This is a genomic window from Curtobacterium sp. JUb34 (assembly GCF_003755065.1).
Taxonomy (GTDB): Bacteria; Actinomycetota; Actinomycetes; order Actinomycetales; family Microbacteriaceae; genus Curtobacterium.
Window position 1 is genome coordinate 295,377 of the sequence record NZ_RJVH01000005.1, and the last position, 24,855, is coordinate 320,231.

The window sequence follows — 24,855 nt, forward strand, 5'->3', positions numbered from 1 at the left end:
ACGGATGACCGGGAGGCCCGGCTCCATACGCGCGCATAGACTCGCGTCATGCGCGAACTCGGCTTCCTCACCTTCGTCCCGAACCACGGCGGCACGGAGGGTGCGGCGAGCGCCCTCGAGGACGGCCTCCGGCTGTTCGAGACGGCCGAGTCCCTGGGCTACGGCACGGGCTGGGTCCGTGGTCGCCACTTCGAGCCGTTCCTGACGAGCCCGATGACCTTCTTCGCCGCCGCGGCCCAGCGCACGAGCACCATCGCCTTCGGCACCGCGGTGCTCGGCATGCGGTACGAGGACCCGGTGCGGCTCGCCGAGGACGCCAGCACCGTCGACCTGCTGAGCGGTGGGCGGGTGCAGCTCGGCATCAGCACGGGCATCGCCGGGTACGGGCCGATCCTCGACCCGGTGTTCGGCGCCGTCGACCGTCCCTTCCGCGACGAGGCCGAGGCCCGCGCGGCCCGCCTGCTCGAGGTCCTGCAGGGCGAGCCCCTCGGCAGCGCGGGCAAGGGATACGAGAGCATCCCGGCGGGCGCCGACCTCGCCCTGCAGCCGCTCAGCCCCGGTCTGCGCGATCGTGTCTGGTGGGGCGGCGGCAGCATGGGCACCGCGGTGCGCACGGCCGAGAAGGGGCTGCTCCTGCACTGCTCGACCCTGAACACCGAGGACACCGGCGCTCCCTTCGCCCAGGCGCAGGCCGACCAGATCGCCGCCTACCGCGAGCGGTTCACCGAGCTGCACGGCGAGACCGGCCGCACGTCGAAGGTCGCGGTGGGCCGCATCGTGGTCCCGCTGCTCGACGACCACGACCGCGCGGTGCACGAGGAGTTCCTGACCGGGTACGCCGCCGGCATGGACGACGAGGGCCGGCCGCTCTCCGGTCCCCCGTTCCGGTTCAGCAAGGTCCTGTCCGGCGAGCCGTCCGCCATCGTCGACGCACTGCTCGCCGACCCCGCCGTCACCGCGACGGACGAGCTGGTGATCACCCTGCCCGCGAACGGGGACGTGGTCGCCCACGAGCGGATCCTGCGCATCGTCGCCGAGGAGATCGCACCGGCGCTGCGGGCCTGAGGACGGATCAGGACATCCGGCGGGCTCAGATCGGATCGGTGAGTCCCGAGAGCCCTGCCGGATGACCATCTCGTCCCTGATCCGCACGGGATGGTGGGACCATCGTTCCACCTACCGAGCGGTTTGTCACACCGAGATGGACTCACGGGCGAAGAAAGTTGATCATCCTTCATCCGTTTTGCCCGGATTGCACGAAGTCCGTCAACCGGTTCGCCGGACCGACGACCGATCGGGCGTGGATCCGGGCCGGAACGGACGAATGCGCCCCCGCGCGGACGCGGGGACGCATTCTGGACGCACCGGGGAAGCTGGGGCATCGTCAGCCGGATCAGGAGGCTGAGTCGCACAACCAGCGACCCCGTAGTCGGTGCGTGCGCCGACGGTAACCAGCCGACTGGCGCACATCGATGGTACTCAACAGGCGTCGTCGATGCGCGGAAACCGGACGAACTCACTCACTCCAGTTCGAGGGCCGCTGTTCCGGACTCGTCGCTGACCGATGCCCCGACGTGCAGCGTGAAGGCGCCGGACTCGTACTGCCAGGCCCCGTCCCAGTGCGCGAACGCCCGGGCCGGTACCTCGATCGAGACCTCGGTCGACTCCCCAGCTCCGAGGCGGACCGGGGCGAACCCGACGAGCCACCGCACCGGGCGGTCCACGGCAGAGGACTCCCTCGAGGCGTAGACCTGCACGACGTGCTTGCCGGCGCGAGCACCGGTGTTCGCGACCGTCGCGGTGACGATGACCGCATCCCCCTCGGACACGGTCGGGGTCGCGGCCACCCCGTCGATCGTCCACGACGTGTAGCCGAGGCCGTGCCCGAACGGGTACGCGGGCTCGGTACCGGCACGGAGCCAGGCGCGGTACCCGATGTGGACACCCTCGTCGTACGACACCTTGCCGTCGACGGGGGTCACGTCCAGCACGGGCACGTCGGCCATCGCGACCGGCCACGTGGTGGGCAGTCGGCCGCCGGGCTCCTGGACGCCGGTGAGCACGTCGGCGAGTGCGTTGCCGTACTCCTGACCGCCGAACCAGGTGAGCAGGACCGCGGCGACGTCGTTCCGCCACGGCATCTCGACGGGCGAGCCGGCGTTCACGACGACGACCGTGTTCGGGTTCGCCGCGGCGACGGCGCGGACCAGGTCGTCCTGGTGGCCGGGCAGCGCGAGCGACGAGCGGTCGTAGCCCTCGGATTCGACCTTCGAGTTCGTGCCGACGACCACCACGGCGACGTCGGCGGACCGGGCCACGGACACCGCCGCGTCGATCAGCACGGACGGGTCCTCGTCGCTGGGCTCGGTGCCGAACTGGTACGCGAGCACCCCGCCGAGGGTCTCGTCCTGGATGACGTCGTACTCGATGCGGATCGCGACGTCCTGCCCGGCGGTCACCTCGACGGGCACCGACCGTGCCGGCGGGTTGAGGAACGCCGCACCGAGCTGGTCGCCCTCGAACGGCACGTCCTCGTCGAGCAGCAGCTCGCCGTCGATCCACATGCGCGACCGGCCGGCCGCGCCGATGCCGATCCGCACGGTGCCGGTGGACGGCGCGGTGTAGGTCGTGGTGATGTCGAGCCGGTCGGCCTCACGCGTGGGGGCGTCGCCGCCGAACCAGAACAGCGCGGTGGCGCGGCGGTCCTCGACGTACAGCTCCTCGCCGTCCTTGACGAAGGCGACGCGGGCGCCGAGCTCGCCGGTGCCGGGGTTCGTGATGGTGGACAGCGGGAACTCCGCGATGCCCTCCTGCACGACGGCGCCGATGGCGTAGTCGACCGTGGCACCCGGGAACGCCGAGCGGATCCCGTCGAGCGGCGAGACGACCTGCGACGGCACGACCGTGGCCGAGCCACCGCCCTGCGTGCGGGCCTGGTCGGCGTTGTGACCGATGACGGCGATGCGGGAGACGGCGGGCGCGTCGAGCGGCAGCACGCCGGTGTTGCGGACGAGGACGGTGCCCTCGGCCTCGGCTTCGCGGACGAACGCGACGCCGTCCTCGACGTGCACGGGCTGCTCGGCGACGGGCTCGAAGCCCTCGAGCGCGCCGACACGGGCAGCGAGGGTCAGGATGCGGCGGACCTTGCGGTCGACGGCCTCGATCGGCACGTCGCCGGACTGCACCGCGGCGAGGAGTGGCCCCTCGCTCCACCACTGGTTCGGTCCGGGCATCGCGACGTCCTGCGACGCCTTCGCCGAGTCGACCGAGCGCACGCCGGTCCAGTCGGACACGACGATGCCGTCGAAGCCCCACTCCGAGTTCAAGGGGGTCTCGAGCAGGTCGTGCTCCGACGCGGTGACGCCGTTGATCGAGTTGTACGACGACATCATCGCCCAGGCGTGCGCCTCGGTCACGGCCTTCTCGAACGCGAGCAGGTACAGCTCGCGCAGGGCTCGGTCGGACACCTCGGTCGACGCCGTGAAGCGGTCGGTCTCGTAGTCGTTCGCGATGTAGTGCTTCGGGGTGGCGGCGACACCGTTGTCCTGCACGCCGTCGACGTAGGACGCAGCCAGGTCGCCGGTCAGGACGGGGTCCTCGCTGAACGCCTCGAAGTGACGACCACCGAGCGGTGAGCGGTGCAGGTTGATGGTCGGGCCGAGCACGACGTCGACGCCCTTGCGGCGGGCCTCGACGGCTGCTGCGGCGCCGTAGCGCTTGGCGATCGCGCGGTCCCACGACGCCGACAGCGCGGTCGCCGAGGGCAGGTTCAGGGACGGGTCGCGCTCGTCCCAGACCTCACCCCGGACGCCGGAAGGGCCGTCCGACATCAGGATGCGGCGCAGCCCGATCTTCTCGATCGGCCAGGTGGTCCAGAAGTCGCGCCCGGTCAGGAGCTGCACCTTCTCGTCGGTCGTCAGCTGATCGACGAGCGCGTCGATGCGCTCAGCCGTACTGGAGGCGTCGGTCACGTCGTTCACGGTGGTCACGGTGATCGGTCCTTTCGTTCAGAGCCGGAACAGGTGGTCAGCGCACGCCGCGGATGCGGGACACCGAGGCGATGCCGAGCAGACCGACGACGGCACCGGTGATGAAGAAGCCGCTGTACCCGCCGGTCAGGGCGATGACACCCGGGGCCGCCGCGGGCACGATCGACTGGGGCAGGGCCTGCGCGATGTTGACGACGCCGAGGTCCTTCGCGTTGTCCTCGTCGGACGGCAGCACGTCGGTGATGAGCGCCAGGTCGACGGCGTAGAAGACGCCCATACCGGCACCCATCACGAACTCACCCACCAGGACCATGCCCAGGGACGGCGCGAGCGCGATGATGACGAGCCCGACGACGCCGACGATGCCGGCGACCGCGACGAACAGCTTGCGGCGGCCGAGCTTGTCCGACAGCCAGCCGGCGATGAGCGAGGTGAGCACGATGCCGACGACGTTCCACAGCGTGCCCTGGAACACCGCGTTCGCGACGTGGTCACTGTCCACGCCGATGTCGTCCCGCAGGAAGTACGTCAGGTAGCTCACCGCGGTGTACTGCGCGGCGACCATCAGGAAGCGGGTGAGCCAGGCCCAGCCGAGGTCCGGGTGCTTCACGGGGTTGAAGACGAACGAGCCGAAGACCTGCCCGATGCCGAGCTTCGACGTCGGCCGGTTGGTGAGCACGCGGTCGCGGAACACCAGCGCGTAGAGCACGACGACGATCGACCCGATCGCGCCGGGGATGATCATCTGCGTCGCCGAGGTCGAGAAGAGCTGCACGAGGAAGGTGCCGCCGACCAGCGCGAGGTTCTGGGCGAGCCCGAGCAGCGCCGCGACCCGGCCACGCTGCGACCGCGTGACGTGGTCCGGCAGGACGGCCGTCAGGGCGGCGATCGTGGCGTTGTAGGCGATCTGCGTGACGCCCCACGCGATGACCAGCACGACGGTGGAGGTGGTCGTCGCGACGACCACGAGGCCCGCGAAGCCGACCACGGTGCCACCGATGATCCACGGACGACGCATGCCGAGCCTCCCGTACGTCCGGTCACTGAAGCGACCGGCCAGGGGGTTGGCGACCATCGCGGCGAACGCGCCGACGCCGAGTGCCAGACCGAGGACGCCCGCCTGGTTGTCCGGCGCGATCTCGGCGACCTTGAGCGCCATGGCGACCAGCACCGGTGGCAACAGGGCGATGTACAGGCCGAGCATCGCGATCGGCATGCCGAGCGTGTACATGAGCGGGGCCCCTCGGCCGTGCGTGGGGGCGACGGCGGTCGGGGTGTCGCTGACTGTCAGGGCGTCTTTGGCCACTGCAACCTCTTCTCGGGTGCGCCACCTGCGTCGGTGACTCGCACGCCTTCGTCGGCGGCTCGTGCCACCGTAACACCAAAACCAAGCCTGGCTAGGTTTTAGGGGTGCACTCCGAGCGGTACAGTCCTGCCATGGCACGACGGGGTTCGTACGCGAAGGGCATCGCGAAGCGCGAGGAGATCCTCACGGTCGCGCTCGACCTCGTCGCCTCGCAGGGCTTCCGCCGCACCAGCATCAAGGACATCGCCGACGCCGTCGGACTGACCCAGGCCGGCCTGCTGCACTACTTCGACTCGAAGGACGAGCTCTGGGTCGAGATCCTGCGGCGACGCGACGAGCTCGACCTGCAGCACGACTGGCAGGCGTCGGACCCGGCCGCGCTGCTCGCCGCGATCGTCCGGCACAACGCCGAGGTCCCCGGCCTGGTGCAGATGTTCGTCAACCTGTCGGCCGCCGCTGCGACCGACCCCGAGCACCCGGCGCACGCGTACTTCCAGGAGCGCTACGAGCGCAGCCGTCGCGACCTCTCCGCCGACTTCCGCGCCATGCAGCAGGACGGACGGCTCCGCTCCGACGTCGACGCTGAGGAACTGACGAGCGTGCTGCTCGCGGTGTCCGACGGCATGCAGATCCAGTGGCTGTTCGACCCCTCACGGGACATGGCGCAGCACGTCGAGCTCGTCGCCCGCCTCGCGATCGCCCAGGTCGCTCCCACCGCCTGACGCGTCCCTCGCCCTCCCCGCCGGGCGCTCCCCGCCGGAACCAGGTTCCGGACACAGCACCGCGCGATTCCGTGGTGTCGTGTCCGGAACCTGGTTCGCGCGGCGACAGCGGGGTACGGACAGGGCCTGGTCGGGACAGGCAGCGCCGGGCAGGATGGGGCGTGCCCGTCAGGGCGACCCGACGACGATGTGGAGTGACGCGATGACGCGTGTAGTGGTGACCGGCGGCAGCGGCAAGCTCGGACGAGCGGTGGTGCGCGACCTCGATGCGCACGGGTACGACGTGGTGCTGCTCGACCGCGTGCCCTCCCCCGACCAGCCCGAGGGCGTGCAGTTCGTCCGGATCGACCTGACCGACTACGGCCAGGTGCTGAACGCCCTGCTCGGCGTCGACGACCGCTACGACCACGTGGACGCCGTCGTGCACCTCGCGGCCGTCCCCGCTCCCGGGCAGGTCCCCGACGTGGCGCTGATCACCAACAACGTCACGGCATCGATCAACGTCTTCCACGCCGCTCGCGCCGCGAAGATCAAGAACCTGGTGTGGGCGTCGAGCGAGACCCTGCTCGGCATCCCGATGGGCGAGCACCACCCGCCCTACCTGCCCGTCGACGAGGAGTTCGCGGTCCGCCCGCAGTCGTCGTACTCCCTCGGCAAGGCCGTGGAAGAGGAGATGGCGCGCCACTTCACCCGCTGGGACCCGGAGCTGAAGATGATCGGCCTGCGGTTCTCGAACGTGATGGACGAGACCGACTACCCGGCGTTCCCGTGGGACGCCACCCCCGAGGCGAAGACCTTCAACCTGTGGTCGTACATCGACTCGCGCGACGGTGCCCAGGCGGTCCGCAAGGCCGTCGAGGCCGAGCTCACCGGGTTCGAGGCGTTCGTCATCGCGAGCCCCGACACCGTCATGGACACCCCGACGATCGAGCTCGTCGAGCGCTACGTGCCCGACATCGAGCGTCGCGCGGACATCGACGGCGTCAGCTCGCTGCTGTCGTCGGAGAAGGCCCGCGAGCTGCTCGGCTACGCCCCCGAGCACAGCTGGCGCGACGGGCGCTGACAGCGCCCGCGACCGCGGCTACGCCGGCAGCAACAGCCCGTCGAGCACCAGGTCGCGCGCCGCCGGCAGCAGATCGGCGGCGAGCACCTGCTCGTCGACACCCGTGATCTGCGCGAGCGCGCCGACGATCGCGGCGACGGACAGGTCCCCGTCGCACGCTCCGACGAACGCGGCGAGCGCCGTGTCCGCATCGACCCGTCGTCCGAGTCCGCCGCCCTGCACGAGCGTCATCACCGTCGGGTCGTCGTTGCCCGGCCAGTAGTAGCGCTCCTCGGTGACGTCGCCCGCCACCGTCAGGTGCGCCACGGCGAGCGCGGCGTCGTCGTGGTCGGCGAGCCAGGCGGCCGCGTCGAGGACGCGAGCGACCGTGGCACCGAGCCCTGCGGGGTTGGAGCCGAGGGTCTCGGGGACGCGCTCGAACCGGCGGAGGCTCGCCGTTCCTCCTGGCTGGGCTCGACGCACCACGACGTAGCCGAAGCCGACGCCGGTGACTCGGCGGTCCGCGAAGTCGTCGAGCCAGGCGCCCATCAGCGTGTCGAACTCGGGAGTTCCGGGCTTCGTGCCGCCGTCGCGGATCCAGGTCTCGGCGTACGACGTCGGGTCCTGGCGCTCGCGCTCGATGACCCATGCGTCGAGGTCGGTGTCCGCGAACCAGCCGCGCACGCGGTCGAGGCCGTCGACGCCCCAGTGGTACTCCCAGTTGCCGAGCAGCTGCGCGGTCCCACCGGGCTCGAGGTGATCGGACAGCCCTCGGAGCACGGTCTCGACGAGGGCGTCGCCGACCATGCCGCCGTCGCGGTACTCGTACGAGGGGACGCCTGGCCGCCGGGGCGTGATGACGAACGGCGGGTTCGACACGATGCGGTCGAACCGCTCTCCCGCGACGGGCTCGAAGAGCGAGCCGTACCGGAAGTCGATCCCGTCGATGCCGTTCAGCTGCGCGTTGAACCGGGCGATGTCGAGGGCGCGGCGCGAGATGTCGGTGGCGACGACGTGCTCGGCGAAGCGTCGGGCGTGCATGGCCTGGATCCCGCAGCCGGTGCCGAGGTCGAGCACCGTGCGGACGGGGACGGGTACCTGCAGGCCGCTCAGCGTGGTGGTGGCGCCGCCGATGCCGAGGACGTGCTCCTCGCTGATCGCGTGCCCGAGGGCGAGTTCCCCGAGGTCGGACACGATCCACCAGCTGCCGGCGCCGAGGTCGTCGACGAAGGCGTAGGGGCGCAGGTCGACCGTCGGACGGACGTCGGCTCCGTCTCCGGTCAGCAGCCCCGCCGTGATCACGGCGTCGAGCCCGGCGGTCGGGAACGCCGCGGCGGCGTCCGCTCGGGACGTCGGCAGCCCGAGCACGAACAGGGTGGCGAGTGTGCCGAGCGGCGTCGTCTCGCGAGCTGCGAGTGCACGGAGGGCCGCGACTCGTGACCCACGGTGCAGCGATGCGGCCGCTTCGGTCCCCCAGAGTGCGTCGACCCGGTCGACGGTGAAGCCGGCGGCGTCGAGGTCCGCGGCGAGCGCCGTCGTCACGGCGGGCGCGGCACCGATGTCGGGGAGTGTGTGCACGTCGGCACCCGCGCCGGGCACCGTGCTCACGACTCGATCCCGTCGCGGAGGAGTGCCGCGGGCACCTGCCAGTCGAGCACCAGGTCGAGCAGCCCCGGGAACCGCTGCTGCACGTCCTCGATCCGGACGCGGCTGATGCGGGTCAGACCCTCGAGGTGCTGTTCGAGCAGTCCGGCCTCGCGCAGGACCCGGAAGTGGTGGGTGAGCGTGGACTTCGGTCGGTCGATGCCGACCCAGCCGCAGCTCCGTTCACCACCGGCCGCGTCGACGAGGTAGCGGTGCAGGATCGCCAGCCGGATCGGGTCGCTCAGGGCGTCCAGGACGACGGGGAGGTCCATCTCGGCCACGGACGGCTGGGGCAGCCGCTCGGGGGCATCGACGTGCGCGGGCATGGACGGGACGCTACCACCGTTCGGCTTGCTGTACGACTTGCGTCGTACAGCGGACTGCGGTACGAATGCACTCGTACAACGGACCATCGGAAGGATGCTCATGCAGCAGTCAGCTCGCTCGGTCGTCGGGTTCTGGATCCTCGCGGCGATGCTCCTGGTGTCGGTCGCGTCGTCCGCGGTCCCCTCGCCGATCTACCCGGTCTACGCCGCCGAGTGGCACCTCACGCCGCTCATGCTGACCGGCGTCTTCGCCATCTACGTCGCCGGGCTGCTCGCGAGCCTGCTCGTCGCCGGACGCCTGTCGGACCACGTCGGCCGCAAGCCCGTGCTCGTCGCCGGCGGTCTCGGCGTGGCCCTCTCGCTCGGGCTGTTCGCGATCGCGGACGGCGTCGGCGCGCTCATCGTCGACCGCATCGTGCAGGGCGTCTCCGTCGGGCTGCTCATCGGGGCGCTCGGCGCGGCCCTCATCGACAACTCGCTCGAGCGGCACCCGACCCTAGCCGGCGTGCTGAACGGCGTCATCCCGCCGATCGCCCTGGCCACCGGTGCGATGTCGAGCGGCGCGCTCGTCCAGTGGGGTCCGGCGCCGGAGCAGCTCGTCTACCTGGTGTTCGGCGCACTGCTCGTCCTGCTCGTCCTCGCGCTGTTCGTGGTGCCCGAGCAGGTCCAGCGGCGCCCCGGAGCCCTCCGCTCCCTGCGTCCGACGATCAGCGTGCCGCGGAGCTCCCGCCGGCTGTTCCGCGGGGTCGTCGGTTCCCTCGTCGCCAGTTGGGCGCTCGGTGGCATGTTCCTCTCGCTCGTCCCCTCGGCCCTCGGTGCCGTGTTCGGCATCACGAACCACTTCGCGGCCGGAGCACTCATCGCCGTCGTGACCGGCGTCGGCGCACTGACCGGGCTCGCGACGCAGCGCATGGACGCACGTCGTGCGGTGCTCGTCGGACTCGTCGCCCTGGTGCTCGGTCCGATCGTGACCGTTGCGTTCGTGATGGCGCACTCCCTGCCCGGCCTCGTGGTCGGCAGCGCGATCGCCGGCATCGGCTTCGGTGCCGGGTTCCAGGCACCGCTGCGGATGCTGCTCGCGACCGCCGCACCGACGCACCGCGCCGGCCTGCTCTCGACGATCTACGTCGTCAGCTACCTGGCGTTCGGGGTCCCCGCGGTCATCGGCGGCCTGCTCGAACCGTCGATCGGCCTGGTCCCGGTGATCGCCGGGTACGGCGGGTTCATCGTCCTCGCCGCCGTCGTCGCACTCGTGCTGCAGCTGGTGTCGAAGGACGCGACCGTCGTCGAGGAGCAGGCCGCCGAGGTCATCGAGCGCACCGCCACGGGGTCGGTCCGCGTCGCGGCGGAGTAGGCGCGCTCGACGCGCCCGCACGGTGCGGCGCGCTCGCACGGTGCGGCAATGCCCATTCGGCGCGAGGTTGCTCGCTCAGTGCGAGTCTGCAGCGCCGCACCGAGCGACCAACCTCGCACGCAGTGACGAAAACAGCACGGTGACGGCCGCGACGACGCGACCTAGTGTCCCGGGTGCGCCGAGTTGGCGCCGCGCGCCCGTCCACGAGCACGCATCCCGACCGTCCGCGCCGCACCGGTGTGGGCGGCGTCGACGTCGGCCTTGCCCCGGTCGGCTGCGTCTCGCAGTCGCTTCGGTCCGTGCCGCTTGGCCCAGTCCCAGAAGCGGTGCAGCTGCGCCTTGAGCCACACGATGATCTTGTGGAAGAAGTGGAACTCGCTCGCCAACACCGTGAGGCCGATGAACACCACGAGCCAACCGGGCCCGGGCAGCGGCACCAGGACGAGTCCGATGATGACGACCAGCCCGCCGACGATCCCGACGAGCACCTTGTAGAACAGGTGCAGGTGCGGTCGGGCGTGGATCCAGGTCCGCACGTCGTGGAACCACTGGAAGCGCTGACGGGGCGCACCCTCGGCCCGGCTCTCGCCAGGTCCGTCGTTCGGGTCACCGTCCATGCCGAAAACGTAGGGCGTGCGGCTGGGAATCCGCGGCGCACGCGGTGGACGCGCGGTGCGCGTGAGGGGAGCGACGTGGCGGGCCCGCACCGTGCCTCCAGGCCGTCAGCTGGTGTCTGCCGGGAGGCCCGTCATGCGTGCGCGACGCAGGTCGCCGCCCACGGGACGGCGGCCAATCGGGCCGCTGGGATCGGTTCTCCTCCGACCGTGCACGTTCCGTAGGTGCCCGCTTCGAGCCGCGCGAGCGCGGCGTCCACCTGCTCGATCCGTTGCCGTGCCGCGTCGCGGACGGCACCGAGCGAGCCGCGCTCCCACGCGAGGGTCGCGCCCTCGGGGTCGTGCTCGTCGTCGGAGTTGGCGTCCTGCCGGGCGTCGCTGACGTCGCGCATGCTCCGCTCGACGTCGGCGAGCAGCCGTTCGTTGCGGTCGCGTTCGGTGTCGAGTGCGGCGCGGGGGTCGTCCATGGCGGACACCGTAGTCGCGACGGAATGCGCGGTTCTCCGGATGCGTTCGCATCGACATGACGAAGATCGGGTTCCTGTCGTTCGGACACTGGCGCGACGTGCCGGGGTCGAAGGTGCGCAGCGGGCGTGAGTCCCTGGTGCAGGCGATCGACCTCGCGGTCGCTGCCGAAGAGGCCGGCGTCGACGGCGCCTACTTCCGCGTGCACCACTTCGCTCCGCAGCAGGCTGCTCCGTTCCCCCTGCTGTCCGCGATCGCCGCGAAGACCAGCCGCATCGAGATCGGGACCGGCGTGATCGACATGCGCTACGAGAACCCGCTCTACATGGCGGAAGAGGCAGCGGCGACCGACCTCATCTCCGGCGGACGACTGCAGCTCGGCGTCTCCCGTGGATCACCCGAGACCGCCCTCGCTGGTTACCAGCAGTTCGGCTACGTGCCGGACGCGACCGACGAGAACGGCGGGGACATGGCGCGGGCGCACACCTCGGTGTTCCGTCGTGCCATCGCCGGCGAGCCGATGGCCAACGCCAACCCGCAGATGACCGGCTCGGTCGGGTCGCTGCCGATCTCCCCGCTCTCCGACTCGCTCGGCGACCGCATCTGGTGGGGTGCCGGCACCCGGGCCACCGCCGAGTGGACCGCCGAACAGGGCATGAACCTGATGTCGTCGACCCTGCTCACCGAGGACACCGGCGTGCCGTTCGACGAACTGCAGGCCGAACAGATCGAGCGCTTCCGCCGAGTGTGGGCGGAGTCGGGCTGGGAGCGGACCCCTCGGGTGTCGGTCTCGCGGAGCATCATCCCGATCATCGACGACGAGTCGCGGCACTACTTCGGCGTCCGCGCACAGGTCGAGGGGCAGGACCAGGTCGGACACCTCGACGGCGGACTGGCACGCTTCGGCCGGTCCTACATCGGCTCGCCCGAGGACCTCGTCGCGGAACTGGCAGCCGACCAGGCCGTCCGCGCTGCCGACACCGTGCTCGTCACGGTGCCGAACCAGCTCGGCGTCGACTTCAACGCGCGGCTGCTCGCCGCCGTGAAGGACGTGTTCACCGAGGTCGACGCGGCGCCCGTCCCGGCCTGACCTGCTCGATCAGGCGCTGACGGTCGGCGGTGGCGTCGACGCCGTTGACGTCGGCGTCGGCGTCGGCCAGAGCAGCCGGAAGCGCTCGCAGACCACCGGCATGTCCGGTTCGAAGCCGCGCGGGTTCTCGGAGTGCGCGCGCCAGTACGCCTCGTGCACCCTCCGCCAGTGCTCGAGGGTACGGTCGCCCTCGCCTTCGGCACGCGCGTGCTCGGCTCCGACGGCATCGAACGGGACGATCCGGACGTCCGTCGTCTCGATGACGGCCCGCGGAACTCCGGCACCGTCGGTCACGATGCTGCACTCACCGGTCACGGGGAGCGGGTCACCCGACGCCTCGTAGTCCCAGAGCGAAGACGCCGTACCGTCCTTGACCCCTCGGAGCACCAGCTCGAGCAGCTCGTCAGCCTGCTCCGGTGTGGCACCGAACGACCACGCCTCCGGCGCCTCGACGGGCAGTTCCGGGGCCTCGGCGCGCCGCTCGTTCCAGAAGTCGTCGAGGGTCGTGGCCACCAGCCGACCGTAGCGCACCGCCGGGTGTCCGCACTTGTGCCGACACCCGCCTTGGGACTGTGGCAGGACCGTCCCGACTCGTACCGTCGAGGAGCACCGTTCCCCCGCACCTCGAGGAGTCCCCGTGACGCTGCCGGCCGCAGGCTGGTTCCCGGACCCGCAGGACGCCAGCCGTCTGCGCTGGTGGGACGGTCACGCCTGGGGTGCTGCGACGCGCGTCCTGCCGAGCGCTCCGGAACCGGTCATGCCGATCGTCATCGCGCCCGTCGGCCCCTCGTTCTCCGTGCACACGGCATCGATCCGGACCCACGCGTGGGCATCCGGCGGCGCCCGAGACCGACGGCTGTGCGTGTTCACGGCGCTTGCGGTGCTGCTGGCGCTGACGTCGATCCTCTGCAACCCGCTGGGTGCCTGCAGCGCGCTCGCGCTCGTGTGCGGGTTCGTCGGTGTCGTCCGCCCCGGTGCGACCGGTGGGTGGCGTGTGCTCGCGAGGAGTGCTTCGGCGAGCGCCATCGTCGTGGCCGTCGCGACCGCCGCGGTCGCGGCCTCGACCCAGTTCCACCTCTTCTGACTCGCTCGCGTCCGCTACCGCCGCGCCCGCGGGTGCGCCGTCTGGTACACGTCCCGCAGCATGTCCGCCGTGACCATCGTGTAGATCTGTGTCGTCGCGACGCTCGCGTGCCCGAGCAGTTCCTGCACCACGCGCACGTCGGCGCCGCCCTCGAGCAGGTGTGTGGCGAACGAGTGCCGGAAGGTGTGCGGCGACACGTGCGCCTCGAGGCCCGCAGCCTCTGCCGCCGACTGGATCACGAGCCACGCGCTCTGCCGTGAGAGCCGAGCGCCCCGAGCGCCGAGGAACAGCGCCGGCGTCGAGGGCCCGCGTGCCGCGAACACCGGCCGCGCACGCACCAGGTAGGCGTCGATCGCCGCCCGGGCGAAGCTGCCGAGCGGCACGACCCGCTGCTTGTTCCCCTTGCCGGTGACCTTCACGACGGCGAGGCCGTCGGCGTCGGGAGCCGAGTCATCGGAGAGCGTGGTCACGTCGTCCACCGACAACCCCACCGCCTCGGAGATCCGCGCTCCGGTGGCGTAGAGCAGTTCGAGCAGGGCCTTGTCACGCAGCTGGACGGGGTCGTCGGCGTCGACGGACACCGCGCCCAGCAGCCGCTCCATGTCCTCCACCGAGATGGCCTTCGGCAGCCGCATCGGGGCCTTCGGCGGCCGGACGGCGGTACCGGGGTCGAGCGGCAGCCAGCCCTCCCCCGCCACGAAGGCCGTGAACGACCGCACCGAGCTGAGCATCCGGGCGATCGATCTCGGTGCCAGCGGACCGTCCGGCTTCGTCGCCAGGTGGGTCACGAACTCCGAGACGTCCGCACGCGCCAGCCGCCCGACGTCGTCGATCGCAGACGCCCCGCCGGCCCGGTCGGCACCGTCGGAATCGACCACCGGAGCGGTCGCCAACCACGACGTGAACACCGCGAGGTCACGCCGGTATGCCGACAAGGTGTGCTGCGACAGCCCGCGCTCGATCGCGACGTGCCGCAGGTACGTCTCCGTGGCACGGTCGAGCGGGATCACGACAGCAGGCGCACGGTCAGTGCAGCGCCTCGTCAGGCGCCCCGACCCGGTACCCGGTGAAGCTCACGGTCAGGCCGGCACGCGTCGGAGCAGCGCACAACGGTCCAGCCGACACGGCGGCATCGGGATCGAGGTACGCGACCCGGACGAGGCGCGGCTGTTCGTCGTCGGCCCACGCCCGCACGGTCACCGCATCGCCGTCGCGGCTGACCCGCATCGTCACGACGCGTCCCACCCACTCCGGCACGGGCGACACCGACCAGTCCGAGAAGTCGCGGGTCACCACGGCGCCGAGCTGCGGCGTCCCGTCGGAGACCTCGACACCGGCCTTGATCCAGTTCCGCTCGTCGACGCGCAGGAAGACGCCGGCCTGGTCGAACTGTTCCGTGTAGTCGAGAACGAACGAGACCTCGACCGAGAACGCCCCGTCGATGCGCTCCACCAGCGCGTGCTCGGAGTCGTGGACGAACCCGTACGAGGTGGTCCGCCAGGCGTCACTGCCCTCGACGGCCGTGACGCGCAGCACGTCGCCGTCGAGCACTGCCGCCTCGGGCTCGTGCGTCCAGCTGGCCGTGTCGACCAGTTCGCGCAGGCTCATGCGCGGCGACGCTCGAGCGCATCGACGGCGAGCACGGCCACGACGAGCCCGGAGTTGTGCAGCCGTCCGTCGAGGATCGCCTCCACCAGCTCCGCCCGCGGCACCCACCGCTTCACGATGTCGGCTTCCTCGGCCTCACGCTCGAACGCGGTCGCCGTGGGCCGGACACCCCGCGCGCGGTAGACCTGCAGGAACTCGTCGCTCCCACCGGACGAGGTGTTGTACCGGACCAGCGGCTCCCACGTGTCCGCTTCGAGGTCGGCCTCTTCCGCGAGTTCTCGCGCGGCGGCGACCTGGAGGTCCTCGCCCTCCACGTCGAGCAGGCCGGCCGGAAGCTCCCAGTCGCGCACCCGCACCGGGTGCCGGTACTGCTGGATCACGAGCACCCGGCCGTCGTCGTCCTCGGCGTACACCGCGACGGCACCGGTGTGGTCGATGTACTCGCGGACCATCGTCTCGTCGTTGTAGGCGATCGCGTCCCGCCGGACGTCCCAGACGGCGCCCTCGTACACGACGGTCGATTCGGTGACCTCGAACGAGGCGGGTTCGTCAGCGATGGGTGCGTCAGTCACGGAACCATCCAAGCACGCGTCCCTCGCGGAACCAGGTTCCGGACGCCACACCGCGCCGTTCCGTGGTTCCGTGTCCGGAACCAGGTGCCGTGGGCGCGACCACGAACGGACGGGAGGCGCGGTGCCAGCTGGCACCGCGCCTCCCGTCAGAGACCACTCGCGTTACGCGACCTGCTCCTCGTTCTGCGGGTCGAACAGGCTGGACGCCTCGTGGCGCTCGATCGCGGCCGCGACGAGCCCCGCGAACAGCGGGTGCGCGTTCGTCGGACGCGAGCGCAGCTCCGGGTGCGCCTGCGTCGCGATGTAGAACGGGTGCACGTCGCGCGGCAGCTCGACGTACTCGACCAGGGTGCCGTCGGGCGAGGTGCCCGAGAACACGAGCCCGGCGTCCGCGATCTGCTGCCGGTACGTGTTGTTGACCTCGTAGCGGTGACGGTGGCGCTCGGACGCCTCGGGCGCACCGTAGAGCGACTCGGCCAACGACCCCGGCGTGAACGTCGCCGGGTACAGGCCGAGGCGCATGGTGCCGCCCAGGTCGCCGCCGGCGATGATGTCCACCTGCTCCGCCATGGTCGCGATGACCGGCGTCGAGGTCTCCGGGTCGAACTCCGTGCTCGACGCGTCGGTGAGACCGGCTTCGTGGCGGGCGTACTCGATGACCATGCACTGCAGGCCGAGGCACAGGCCGAGCGTCGGGATGCCCTGCTCGCGGGCGAAGCGCAGCGCACCGAGCTTGCCCTCGATGCCACGGACGCCGAACCCACCGGGGATGCAGATGCCGTCCACGTCGCCGAGCTGCTTCGCAGCACCCTCGGGCGTGGTGCAGTCGTCGGAGACGACCCACTTCAGCGTGACCTTCGCGTCGTGCGCGAAGCCACCGGCGCGCAGTGCCTCGGTGACCGACAGGTAGGCGTCCGGCAGGTCGATGTACTTGCCGACCAGGGCGATCGTGACGTCCTTCTTCGGCTCGTGCACCGCACGGAGCACCGGGGTCCACGCGGTCCAGTCGACCGGGCCGGCCTCGAGCTTGAGCGCATCGACGATGACCTGGTCGAGGCCCTGGTTGTTCAGCAGCGTCGGCAGGTCGTAGATCGACGGGACGTCCACGGCGTTCACCACGGCGTCCTCGTCCACGTCGCACATCAGCGCGATCTTCTTCTTGTTCGAGTCCGACACCGGACGGTCCGACCGCAGCACGAGCGCGTCGGGCTGGATGCCGATCGAGCGGAGCGCAGCCACGGAGTGCTGCGTCGGCTTCGTCTTCTGCTCGCCCGAGGCGTTCATGAACGGCACGAGCGACACGTGCACGAAGAACACGTTGTTGCGGCCGAGCTCGTGGCGGACCTGGCGCGCCGACTCGATGAACGGCTGCGACTCGATGTCACCGACGGTGCCGCCGACCTCGGTGATGATGACGTCGGGCTGCGGGTCGTTCTCCGCCTGCTCGCGCATCCGGCGCTTGATCTCGTCGGTGATGTGCGGGATGACCTGCACGGTGTCGCCGAGGTACTCGCCACGGCGCTCCTTGGCGATGACCGTGGAGTACACCTGGCCGGTCGTGACGTTCGCCGACTGCGCCAGGTTGATGTCGAGGAAGCGCTCGTAGTGCCCGATGTCGAGGTCCGTCTCCGCACCGTCGTCGGTCACGAAGACCTCGCCGTGCTGGAACGGGTTCATGGTGCCCGGGTCCACGTTGAGGTAGGGGTCGAGCTTCTGCATGACGACCTTGAGGCCGCGAGCCGTGAGGAGGTTGCCGAGGCTTGCTGCCGTCAGGCCCTTGCCGAGAGACGAGACGACCCCGCCGGTCACGAAGATCTGCTTCGTCACCTTCGGGGTCGGGGTGTTTGCCTGGGTACCGCTGCTGAGAGTGTCCGCCACGGGATTCCATCGTACGTCAGAACTGCCGGGAGGCGCGACCCCGGTTCGCCGTGGGCGTTGCGCGGGTGGGTCGCCGGGTGTTCGGGCCGCGCTCGCGCTCGGCCGCCGGCCGGCGGTCGGCGGTCGGGTGTTCGGGGCGCGCTCGCGCTCGGCCGCCGGCCGGCGGTCGTCAGGCCGTCTGGCCGGCCACGTCGAGCAGTTCGCGGGCGTGCTCCACGCCGCTGGCGCTGTCGCCGAGGCCGGAGAGCAGCCGCGCCATCTCCTGCAGGCGGTCCTCGCCCTCGAGTCGTCGCACGCTCGACGAGGTCACGGCGCCACTGGCGTCCTTCACCACGTTGAGGTGGTTGTTCGCGAACGCCGCGACCTGCGCGAGGTGCGTGACGACGATGACCTGCGTGCGCTCGGCGAGCTTCGCCAGCCGACGACCGATCTCGATCGCTGCCGCACCGCCCACGCCGGCGTCGACCTCGTCGAAGACGAACGTCGGCACCGTCGTGCTGCCGGCCATCACGACCTCGATCGCGAGCATGACGCGTGAGAGCTCGCCACCCGACGCGCCCTTGCCGATCGGCCGGGGGTCGGTGCCGGAGTGCGGCTGCAGCAGGATCGAGACCTGGTCGCGTCCGTGCCGGCGGTACTCGCCCGCGTCGCTGACCTCGACCACCAGCGTGGCGCCGGCCATCGCGAGGGTCTTCAGTTCAGTCGTGACGCGCTTCGCGAGGTCCGCTGCCGCCTTCGTGCGAGCAGCGGTCAACGCCGCCGCCGCCGCCCCGAGTGCCTGCTCGTCCTGTTCGACGGACTGCTGGAGCGCCGCGATGCGGTCGTCGTCGCCGTCCAGCTCGAGCAGGCGGTCACTGGCACGCTGCCCGTAGGCGATGACGTCGTCGACGGTGTCGCCGTACTTGCGGGTGAGGCCGGCGAGCAGCGCGCGTCGTTCGTTGATGAGCTCGAGGTCGTGCCCGGCCTCGGGCTCGAGCGAGCCGAGGTAGCTGGAGATGCTCGCAGAGGCCTCGGCCGCCTGGATCCCGAGTTCCGTGAGCTGCTCGAGCACCGGCTGCAGGGCGGCGTCGGAGTCGGCGACGCGCTCGACGGCACGGCGGGCGGACTCGACCAGGCCGACGACGTCCGAGACACCGTCGAGGGACTCGCTGGACAGGGCCTCGTGCGCCAGGGCGGCGGACAGTCGGAGTTCCTCGAGGTTGCCGAGCCGGTCGGCGCGCTCGGCGAGCTCGACGTCCTCGCCGGGCTGCGGGTCGGCCGCTTCGATCTCGTCCGATGCGGCGCGGATCCGGTCGGCCTCGGCGACCCGCTCGTCACGGTCCCGCGTCAGTGTCTCGAGCTCGCCCGTGTGCTGCTGCCACGCGTCGTACGCGGTGACGTACCGGTTCAGGACCTTCTCGAGGGCCGCTCCGCCGAAGCCGTCGAGCGCAGCACGCTGCGCGGTCGACGAGGTCAGTCGGATCTGGTCGGACTGACCGTGCACCGTCACGAGCTGATCGGCGAGTTCACCGAGGACCGCCACGGGGGCGCTCCGCCCGCCGACGGTGGCGCGGCTGCGGCCCTCGGCCGAGACCGTGCGTGTGAGGATCAGTTCGCCGTCCTCGACGGCGCCGCCGGCGTCCTCGACGCGTTCTGCGACCGCGGCGTGCTCGGGGACGTTCCAGCGGCCCTCGACCACCGCGCTCGACGCACCGCGGCGGACCGAACCGGCGTCCGCCCGGGCACCGAGCAGCAACCCGAGGGCGGTGACGATCATGGTCTTGCCCGCACCGGTCTCGCCGGTGACCACGGTGAACCCCGGACCGAGTTCGAGTGTGGTCTCGCCGATGACCCCGAGGTCACGGATCGCGATCTCCTCGATCATCGGTGGTCCTCCTGTCGGCCGGTCACAGGTCGTCCTCGTCGGTCTGCGGCCCGCGCCACCCGGTGACCGGGAGCCGGAACTTCGCGACCAGCCGATCGGTGAAGGGGGCGTCCTTGAGGCGCGCGACCCGCACGGGGTCCGGCGACCGTCGGACCTCGACCCGAGCGCCCGGCGGCAGGTCGTGCGTCCGGCGACCGTCGCACCACAGGACGCCGACACCGCTCGTGCGCCGGAGGACCTCGATCGCGAGGACGCGGTCCGGACCCACCACGATCGGGCGGGAGAACAGGGCGTGCGCGCTGAGCGGCACCATCAGCAGGGCGTCGACGTCGGGCCAGACGATCGGACCACCGCCGGAGAACGAGTACGCCGTGGACCCGGTGGGGGTCGACACGACGACGCCGTCGCACCCGAACGAGGACAGCGGACGACCGTCGACCTCGGTCACCACCTCGAGCATGCGCTCGCGCGAGGCCTTCTCGATGGTGGCTTCGTTGAGCGCCCAGCTCGAGTAGACGATCTGGTTGCCGACGACGACGTCGACCTGCAGGGTGACGCGTTCCTCGACGTGGTACTCCCCCGACAGGGCGCGCTCGACGGTCTCGGCGAGGGCGTCCCGCTCGCTCTCCGCCAGGAAGCCGACGTGTCCGAGGTTCACACCGACGATCGGGGCCCGCGTCTCGCGCACGAGTTCGGCCGCGCGCAGGATCGTGCCGTCACCACCGAGCACGATGACGATCTCGAGCTGGTCCGCCTGGACGTCGACGCCGAGGATGTCGACCTGGCCCACCGAGGCCTCGGCCCGGCGGATGTCGGCGTACTCGTCGAACGGCATCACCGGTACCAGACCGGCGGCGTGCAGCAGGTCGCAGACCTCCACCGCAGCATCGATCGAGTCACGGCGACCCGTGTGGGAGACGAGCAGGATGTGCCGGTCGTCGCTCATGCGGTCCCCTCTGTGAGTTCGGTTGCCCGGACTCTCCATTCTGTCGGATTGCCACCGACACCACGCTGGAAGCGCGCGAGGTACTCGTGGTTGCCGTGCGTCCCGATGATCGGCGACGCCGCGAGTCCGGTGGTGCCGAAGCCGAGGTCCCACGCCGCCCACAGGACGTTCATCAGGGCGTCGTCGCGGAGGGCCGGGTCGTGCACGATGCCCTCGCGCACCCCACCGCGGCCGACCTCGAACTGCGGCTTCACGAGCAGGACGAAGTCGTCGGCGGGCACGGCCTCGGCCAGGGCGGGCAGCACCAGCCGCAGCGAGATGAACGACAGGTCGCCGACGACCAGGGTCGTCTCGGCTGCGGCGCCGTCGAGGGCGAGGTAGCCGGACCGGGTCAGACTGCGGGCGTTGGTGCCCTCGACCACGGCGACACGCTCGTCGACCGCGATCGTCGGATGCAGTTGGCCGTGCCCGACGTCGAGCGCGATGACACGGCGAGCACCACGGGCCAGGAGCACCTGGGTGAAGCCGCCCGTGCTGGCACCGACGTCCAGCACCACACGGCCGGACGGGTCGACCCCGAAGGCGTCGAGCGCTCCGACGAGCTTCCGGGCAGCGCGGGAGACCCACTCGTCGGCAGCGTCGACCACGATGTCGGCGCCCGGGGCGGTCGGGGCAGCGGGCTTCACGACGGGACGGCCGTCGACCGTCACCCGGCCGTCCTGGATGAGCTTGGAAGCAGCGGTCCGCGATCGCGCGAGTCCGCGCGTCGCGAGGAGGGCGTCGAGGCGGACCGGGGTCGCGTCGGGCACGGCTCCGTCCGGTTCAGGCACTCGCGGAGCCGCCGCCCTCGAGCCGCGTGCGCAGCTCGTCGTGCAGTGCGGAGAACGCGTCGGCGCGCTCGACGAGCGGCAGGGCTTCGGCCGCCGAGGTGCGCGCGGCGAACTCGTCCTGCGGTTCCAGGTCGGCGGACGGCTGCTCGGGGTTCGGCACGTCCGACACGCTACTCGCCGCCGTACAGCTGCGGGTCCACGTCGAGGCCGTAGATGGCCAGACCCGACTCCCAGATCAGGGCCGCACCGGCGCGGAGGCGATCGATGTCGCTCCCCGCGTCGAGCACCCGCACGACGTGCCCGCGCATCGCCACGGTGGCGCTGCCGACGGTGACGTACCGCGTGCCGTCGTCGTCCTGTCGCCGGACGGTCACCGGGTAGGGCTCGGACAGGCCGCGGAGGTCCTCGAGCACGAACACCGGACGCGAGCGTTGGTCGGCGGCGAGCACCTGCTTCGCCTGGTCGATGCCCGTCAGCACGAGGACGCTCGGGATCCCGACGTCGTTCGCCCCCTTGATGTCGGTGTCGAGACGGTCACCGACGAACAGTGTCCGCCCGCCGCCGAAGCGCTCGACCGCTGCATCGAAGATCGGACGCTCCGGCTTGCCGGCGACCACGGGCATGCGGCCCACGGCCTGGTGGACGGCGGACACGAGCGTGCCGTTGCCCGGCGCGATGCCGCGCTCGACCGGGATCGACCAGTCCATGTTCGTCGCGACCCACGGGATCGCCGGATCGGCCAGCGCGAAGGACGCCTCGGCCAGCTCCTTCCACCCGAGGTCCGGGGAGAAGCCCTGGATGACCGCGGCCGGGGAGTCCTCGGCACTGCTCGTCACCGTGAAGCCGGCGGCCTCGACGATGCTCGAGAGTCCGAGTCCACCGGTGACGAGCACGGTCGAGCCGGCGGGCACCAGCGTCGAGAGGAGCTGGACACCCGCTTGCGATGACGTGACGACGTCGTCCTCGGACACCTCGAGCCCGTAGCGCTCGAGGTGCTCGGCGACGTCGATCGGTCGCCGGGACGCGTTGTTCGTGATGTACCCGACGCGGGCGCTCAGCGATGCCCGTGTGAGCGCCTCGACCGCGTGCGGGATCGCGTTCCGCCCCCGGTAGACGACGCCGTCGAGGTCCGTCAGGACGACGTCGACGCCGTCCGTCGGCGCTGTCGGGACGTCAGTCGGCTGCGGAGCCGTCGACGTCGCGGGGGTTGTCGTCGTCGACCTCGCCGGGCTGGTCGGCTTCGCCGGGCTCCCCGACGACGTCGGGCTCGGCGAAGACCGGTTCGTCGGCGAGGTAGGCGTCTTCGGAGTCGGCGTCGTCGAGCTGCTCGGTGTCGTCGAGCTGCTCGGCGTCGTCGAGCTCGCCGGCGTCTGCGTGTTCTTCGACCTCGAGCGTTTCCTCGACCACATCAACTGTCTCCCAAGCGTTCTCGTCGGCGGCTTCGGCCAGGGCCGCTGCCGCACGGTCGACACGGGCCCACCACTCGTCGGCCTCGTCCTGCCGGCCCAGCTCCTCGAGCGTGGCCGCGTAAGCACTGTAGAGCGCCGGCGACCACGTGTAGGCCGTGGACGGGTCGAGCTGTGGAATCTCCAGCTCACCGAGCGCGGCTGTGGGGTTCCCGAGGTCGATACGGGCGCCGGACATCGCGATCGCGAGCTCGACCTGCACCGCGGTGTCGAGCGCGGCTCGCTCCACAGAACGCCCGAGCTCGAGTGCTCGCTCCGGACGGCCGAGGCCTCGCTCGCAGTCCACCATCATCGGGAGCTGGTCGTTGCGACCGGAGATGCGCCGGTAGGTACGGAGCTCGCGGAGTGCCGTCGCGAAGTCACCCAGGCGGTACGCCGTGATCGCAGCGGTCTCGCGGACGACACCGACGCGACCAGCACGACGAGCGGCGCTGAGGGCGTGCTCGTTCGCCAGGGCGGGGTCCTCGTCGACGAACAGCGCCGCAGCCACGAGGTGCCGGGCGACCCAGTCGGCGTTGTCCTTGCTGAGCGTCTTCAGCTCCATGCGCGCTGCTGGGTCGAGGTCACGCGCGTCGATCTCGTCGGGGATGTCCGGGTCGTCGTGACGCGGACGGATCGACTTCGTGCCGTACGGGTCGCGGTCTTCCCAGTCGTCACGGGCCGCTTCGCCGAAGCGTGCGCCGGCGTGACGCGTCCCGTCGCCGAAGCGGCGTCGGTCGTCGCCACCATCACGGCGCGGACGGTCGCCGTCGCGGGCAGGACGGTCGGAGCCGCCACGGAAGGCCGGGCGGTCGCCATCACGACGCGGACGATCCGACGATCCACCGCGGAACGACGGGCGGTCGTCGTCGCGACGCGGACGGTCGCCGTCGCGGGCAGGACGGTCGGAGCCGCCGCGGTACGCGGGGCGGTCGCCATCACGACGCGGACGATCCGAGGAACCACCGCGGAACGGACGGTCGCCGTCACGAGCCGGGCGGTCCGAGCCGCCACGGTACGGACGGTCACCATCGCGCGCGGGACGATCGGAACCGCCGCGGTACGCGGGGCGGTCGCCATCACGACGCGGACGATCCGAGGAACCACCGCGGAACGGACGGTCGCCGTCACGAGCCGGGCGGTCCGAACCGCCTCGGTACGGACGGTCACCATCGCGCGCGGGACGGTCGGAACCACCGCGGTACGAGGGCCGGTCGCCATCACGACGCGGGCGGTCAGAACCGCCCTGGTACGGACGGTCTCCATCACGACGCGGACGATCCGAGCCACCGCGGTAGGCGGGACGGTCGCCATCTCGGGCGGGACGGTCCGACCGGAACGGTCGATCCCCATCACGACGGGGGCGGTCAGAACCGCCCTGGTACGGACGGTCGCCGTCGCGGCGCGGACGGTCGGCACCCCGAGGGCCATCGCCGCGAGGCGGACGCCCTGAGTCACCGCGATCGCTCCGCCACGACGGACGATCGTCTCGGTCACCGGAACGGAACGGACGGTCGCCGTCGCGGCGCGGAGCGCTGTCACGACGCGCAGCACCGTCGCGGAACGGACGGTCGGAGCGCTCCGGGCGGTCGCGACGGTCACCCTCGCGCCGTTCGAAGTCACGAGGGCCAGACGACCAACGACCTCCGCTCGCACCGTCACCCCGCGGCGCACCGTCGCGGCGAGGAGCCCGATCGTCTCGTCGGGGTCGATCTCCCCGGTCGCCGTCGTTCCGTCGCTCGTCGTCGTTCGCCACCGTTGCTCCTCATCGCGTGCCCGAGCCTGAGGTCGGGCGTTCGTCCGCTGTGTCGTTGTGTTGGGTGCCGCGTCGGTCGGACCGACGTTCAGGCTCCAGTCCATCACGAACCGGAGCCGGCGTCGAGCGACGAGCGGCGAAACAGAAATGGCCACCGGCCACCACCGTGAACGAGGGTCTCCCCTACGAGTTCACGATGGAGGGCCGATGGCCACATCTTCTTACGTTAAGTCCGGCGGCGTCCTACTCTCCCACAAGGTCCCCCTTGCAGTACCATCGGCGCTGAGAGGCTTAGCTTCCGGGTTCGGAATGTGACCGGG

Annotated in this window: 24 protein-coding genes and 1 rRNA gene; 6 read left to right on the plus strand and 19 right to left on the minus strand. The window is 71.2% G+C overall.

Annotated elements, in window-relative coordinates; translation table 11 throughout:
* Nucleotides 1–48: 48 nt before the first annotated feature.
* Entirely contained in the window at nucleotides 49–1,065 is a 1,017-nt protein-coding gene (locus tag EDF63_RS17995; protein WP_123314345.1) for an LLM class flavin-dependent oxidoreductase, read from the plus strand.
* Between the two features lie 455 nt (nucleotides 1,066–1,520).
* Here the strand turns inward: EDF63_RS17995 and EDF63_RS18000 are convergent, their stop codons facing one another.
* Nucleotides 1,521–3,989 (minus strand): glycoside hydrolase family 3 protein, encoded by a 2,469-nt coding sequence (locus tag EDF63_RS18000; protein WP_123314346.1) that lies wholly within the window; start codon nucleotides 3,987–3,989, stop codon nucleotides 1,521–1,523.
* A gap of 37 nt (nucleotides 3,990–4,026) precedes the next feature.
* Nucleotides 4,027–5,295, minus strand: coding sequence for an MFS transporter (locus tag EDF63_RS18005; protein WP_260233168.1), 1,269 nt, complete (start codon nucleotides 5,293–5,295; stop codon nucleotides 4,027–4,029).
* Nucleotides 5,296–5,426: 131 nt separating this feature from the next.
* Here EDF63_RS18005 and EDF63_RS18010 point away from each other — a divergent pair, with 131 nt between their 5' ends.
* Both EDF63_RS18010 and EDF63_RS18015 read left to right on the plus strand, forming a co-directional pair.
* The gene (locus EDF63_RS18010) at nucleotides 5,427–6,017 is read left to right on the plus strand and encodes a TetR/AcrR family transcriptional regulator (RefSeq protein ID WP_123314348.1); all 591 of its coding nucleotides are present in this window, start codon (nucleotides 5,427–5,429) and stop codon (nucleotides 6,015–6,017) included.
* 202 nt (nucleotides 6,018–6,219) lie between these two features.
* Nucleotides 6,220–7,080 (plus strand): NAD(P)-dependent oxidoreductase, encoded by an 861-nt coding sequence (locus EDF63_RS18015; protein WP_123314392.1) that lies wholly within the window; start codon nucleotides 6,220–6,222, stop codon nucleotides 7,078–7,080.
* A gap of 18 nt (nucleotides 7,081–7,098) precedes the next feature.
* Here EDF63_RS18015 and EDF63_RS18020 read toward each other — a convergent pair whose 3' ends face one another.
* Together EDF63_RS18020 and EDF63_RS18025 are read right to left on the minus strand one after the other, a co-directional pair.
* Nucleotides 7,099–8,667, minus strand: coding sequence for a methyltransferase (locus EDF63_RS18020; protein WP_395872390.1), 1,569 nt, complete (start codon nucleotides 8,665–8,667; stop codon nucleotides 7,099–7,101).
* Nucleotides 8,664–9,029: a helix-turn-helix transcriptional regulator gene (locus tag EDF63_RS18025; RefSeq protein ID WP_123314349.1), complete on the minus strand. Its 366-nt coding sequence runs from the start codon at nucleotides 9,027–9,029 to the stop codon at nucleotides 8,664–8,666. Before EDF63_RS18025 ends, EDF63_RS18020 begins: the two co-directional genes overlap by 4 nt.
* A gap of 100 nt (nucleotides 9,030–9,129) precedes the next feature.
* Between EDF63_RS18025 and EDF63_RS18030 the strand changes: the two genes are divergently transcribed.
* Nucleotides 9,130–10,383 carry an MFS transporter gene (locus EDF63_RS18030; RefSeq protein ID WP_123314394.1) on the plus strand — a complete coding sequence of 418 codons (1,254 nt, stop codon included), beginning with the start codon at nucleotides 9,130–9,132 and terminating at the stop codon, nucleotides 10,381–10,383.
* Between the two features lie 161 nt (nucleotides 10,384–10,544).
* Here the strand turns inward: EDF63_RS18030 and EDF63_RS18035 are convergent, their stop codons facing one another.
* Both EDF63_RS18035 and EDF63_RS18040 read right to left on the minus strand, forming a co-directional pair.
* A complete protein-coding gene (locus EDF63_RS18035) occupies nucleotides 10,545–11,000 on the minus strand; it encodes a TIGR02611 family protein (protein ID WP_123314350.1) in 456 nt (151 codons plus the stop codon).
* 131 nt (nucleotides 11,001–11,131) lie between these two features.
* Nucleotides 11,132–11,464: a TraR/DksA C4-type zinc finger protein gene (locus tag EDF63_RS18040; protein WP_123314351.1), complete on the minus strand. Its 333-nt coding sequence runs from the start codon at nucleotides 11,462–11,464 to the stop codon at nucleotides 11,132–11,134.
* A gap of 56 nt (nucleotides 11,465–11,520) precedes the next feature.
* On the opposite strand from EDF63_RS18040, the gene EDF63_RS18045 reads away from it, so the two are divergent.
* Nucleotides 11,521–12,552 (plus strand): LLM class flavin-dependent oxidoreductase, encoded by a 1,032-nt coding sequence (locus EDF63_RS18045; protein ID WP_260233169.1) that lies wholly within the window; start codon nucleotides 11,521–11,523, stop codon nucleotides 12,550–12,552.
* Nucleotides 12,553–12,561: 9 nt separating this feature from the next.
* Here the strand turns inward: EDF63_RS18045 and EDF63_RS18050 are convergent, their stop codons facing one another.
* Nucleotides 12,562–13,065: an ASCH domain-containing protein gene (locus tag EDF63_RS18050; protein WP_260233170.1), complete on the minus strand. Its 504-nt coding sequence runs from the start codon at nucleotides 13,063–13,065 to the stop codon at nucleotides 12,562–12,564.
* 124 nt (nucleotides 13,066–13,189) lie between these two features.
* Here EDF63_RS18050 and EDF63_RS18055 point away from each other — a divergent pair, with 124 nt between their 5' ends.
* On the plus strand, nucleotides 13,190–13,636 hold the full coding sequence (locus tag EDF63_RS18055) for a DUF2510 domain-containing protein (protein ID WP_185021514.1): 447 nt from the start codon (nucleotides 13,190–13,192) through the stop codon (nucleotides 13,634–13,636).
* A gap of 14 nt (nucleotides 13,637–13,650) precedes the next feature.
* On the opposite strand, the gene EDF63_RS18060 is transcribed toward EDF63_RS18055, so the two are convergent.
* The 12 genes from EDF63_RS18060 to rrf form a co-directional block, all read right to left on the minus strand.
* Nucleotides 13,651–14,643: a site-specific tyrosine recombinase XerD gene (locus EDF63_RS18060; RefSeq protein WP_123314395.1), complete on the minus strand. Its 993-nt coding sequence runs from the start codon at nucleotides 14,641–14,643 to the stop codon at nucleotides 13,651–13,653.
* A 19-nt stretch (nucleotides 14,644–14,662) separates the two neighbouring features.
* The gene (locus EDF63_RS18065) at nucleotides 14,663–15,244 is read right to left on the minus strand and encodes a DUF1349 domain-containing protein (protein WP_123314355.1); all 582 of its coding nucleotides are present in this window, start codon (nucleotides 15,242–15,244) and stop codon (nucleotides 14,663–14,665) included.
* The gene (locus EDF63_RS18070; protein WP_185021515.1) at nucleotides 15,241–15,816 is read right to left on the minus strand and encodes an NUDIX domain-containing protein; all 576 of its coding nucleotides are present in this window, start codon (nucleotides 15,814–15,816) and stop codon (nucleotides 15,241–15,243) included. Before EDF63_RS18070 ends, EDF63_RS18065 begins: the two co-directional genes overlap by 4 nt.
* A gap of 162 nt (nucleotides 15,817–15,978) precedes the next feature.
* Nucleotides 15,979–17,694, minus strand: a complete 1,716-nt coding sequence (locus tag EDF63_RS18075; RefSeq protein ID WP_185021516.1) for a CTP synthase — start codon at nucleotides 17,692–17,694, stop codon at nucleotides 15,979–15,981.
* Nucleotides 17,695–17,863: 169 nt separating this feature from the next.
* Nucleotides 17,864–19,558, minus strand: a complete 1,695-nt coding sequence (gene recN, locus EDF63_RS18080) for a DNA repair protein RecN (protein WP_123314357.1) — start codon at nucleotides 19,556–19,558, stop codon at nucleotides 17,864–17,866.
* Nucleotides 19,559–19,580: 22 nt separating this feature from the next.
* Nucleotides 19,581–20,504, minus strand: a complete 924-nt coding sequence (locus EDF63_RS18085) for an NAD kinase (protein ID WP_123314358.1) — start codon at nucleotides 20,502–20,504, stop codon at nucleotides 19,581–19,583.
* Entirely contained in the window at nucleotides 20,501–21,334 is an 834-nt protein-coding gene (locus EDF63_RS18090) for a TlyA family RNA methyltransferase (RefSeq protein WP_123314359.1), read from the minus strand. The genes EDF63_RS18085 and EDF63_RS18090 overlap by 4 nt, the downstream gene beginning before the upstream one ends.
* The gene (locus tag EDF63_RS18820; RefSeq protein ID WP_185021517.1) at nucleotides 21,327–21,494 is read right to left on the minus strand and encodes a hypothetical protein; all 168 of its coding nucleotides are present in this window, start codon (nucleotides 21,492–21,494) and stop codon (nucleotides 21,327–21,329) included. The genes EDF63_RS18090 and EDF63_RS18820 overlap by 8 nt, the downstream gene beginning before the upstream one ends.
* 10 nt (nucleotides 21,495–21,504) lie before the next feature.
* On the minus strand, nucleotides 21,505–22,470 hold the full coding sequence (locus EDF63_RS18095) for an HAD-IIA family hydrolase (protein WP_123314397.1): 966 nt from the start codon (nucleotides 22,468–22,470) through the stop codon (nucleotides 21,505–21,507).
* Nucleotides 22,471–22,507: 37 nt separating this feature from the next.
* Nucleotides 22,508–23,344: a hypothetical protein gene (locus EDF63_RS18100; protein WP_123314360.1), complete on the minus strand. Its 837-nt coding sequence runs from the start codon at nucleotides 23,342–23,344 to the stop codon at nucleotides 22,508–22,510.
* Nucleotides 23,335–24,381: a hypothetical protein gene (locus EDF63_RS18105; RefSeq protein ID WP_148061837.1), complete on the minus strand. Its 1,047-nt coding sequence runs from the start codon at nucleotides 24,379–24,381 to the stop codon at nucleotides 23,335–23,337. The genes EDF63_RS18100 and EDF63_RS18105 overlap by 10 nt, the downstream gene beginning before the upstream one ends.
* 384 nt (nucleotides 24,382–24,765) lie before the next feature.
* Nucleotides 24,766–24,855: ribosomal RNA gene (gene rrf / locus EDF63_RS18110) — 5S ribosomal RNA — on the minus strand; the annotation flags it as partial.

Excerpts from the sequence above, each read along its gene's own strand:
- EDF63_RS17995 (WP_123314345.1), top strand. The coding sequence starts at position 49 with ATGCGCGAACTCGGCTTCCTCACCTTCGTCCCGAACCACGGCGGCACG.
- EDF63_RS18010 (WP_123314348.1), top strand. The coding sequence starts at position 5,427 with ATGGCACGACGGGGTTCGTACGCGAAGGGCATCGCGAAGCGCGAGGAG.
- EDF63_RS18015 (WP_123314392.1), top strand. The coding sequence starts at position 6,220 with ATGACGCGTGTAGTGGTGACCGGCGGCAGCGGCAAGCTCGGACGAGCG.
- EDF63_RS18025 (WP_123314349.1), bottom strand. The coding sequence starts at position 9,029 with ATGCCCGCGCACGTCGATGCCCCCGAGCGGCTGCCCCAGCCGTCCGTG.
- EDF63_RS18030 (WP_123314394.1), top strand. The coding sequence starts at position 9,130 with ATGCAGCAGTCAGCTCGCTCGGTCGTCGGGTTCTGGATCCTCGCGGCG.
- EDF63_RS18035 (WP_123314350.1), bottom strand. The coding sequence starts at position 11,000 with ATGGACGGTGACCCGAACGACGGACCTGGCGAGAGCCGGGCCGAGGGT.
- EDF63_RS18040 (WP_123314351.1), bottom strand. The coding sequence starts at position 11,464 with ATGGACGACCCCCGCGCCGCACTCGACACCGAACGCGACCGCAACGAA.
- EDF63_RS18045 (WP_260233169.1), top strand. The coding sequence starts at position 11,521 with ATGACGAAGATCGGGTTCCTGTCGTTCGGACACTGGCGCGACGTGCCG.
- EDF63_RS18065 (WP_123314355.1), bottom strand. The coding sequence starts at position 15,244 with ATGAGCCTGCGCGAACTGGTCGACACGGCCAGCTGGACGCACGAGCCC.
- recN (WP_123314357.1), bottom strand. The coding sequence starts at position 19,558 with ATGATCGAGGAGATCGCGATCCGTGACCTCGGGGTCATCGGCGAGACC.
- EDF63_RS18085 (WP_123314358.1), bottom strand. The coding sequence starts at position 20,504 with ATGAGCGACGACCGGCACATCCTGCTCGTCTCCCACACGGGTCGCCGT.
- EDF63_RS18100 (WP_123314360.1), bottom strand. The coding sequence starts at position 23,344 with ATGGAGCTGAAGACGCTCAGCAAGGACAACGCCGACTGGGTCGCCCGG.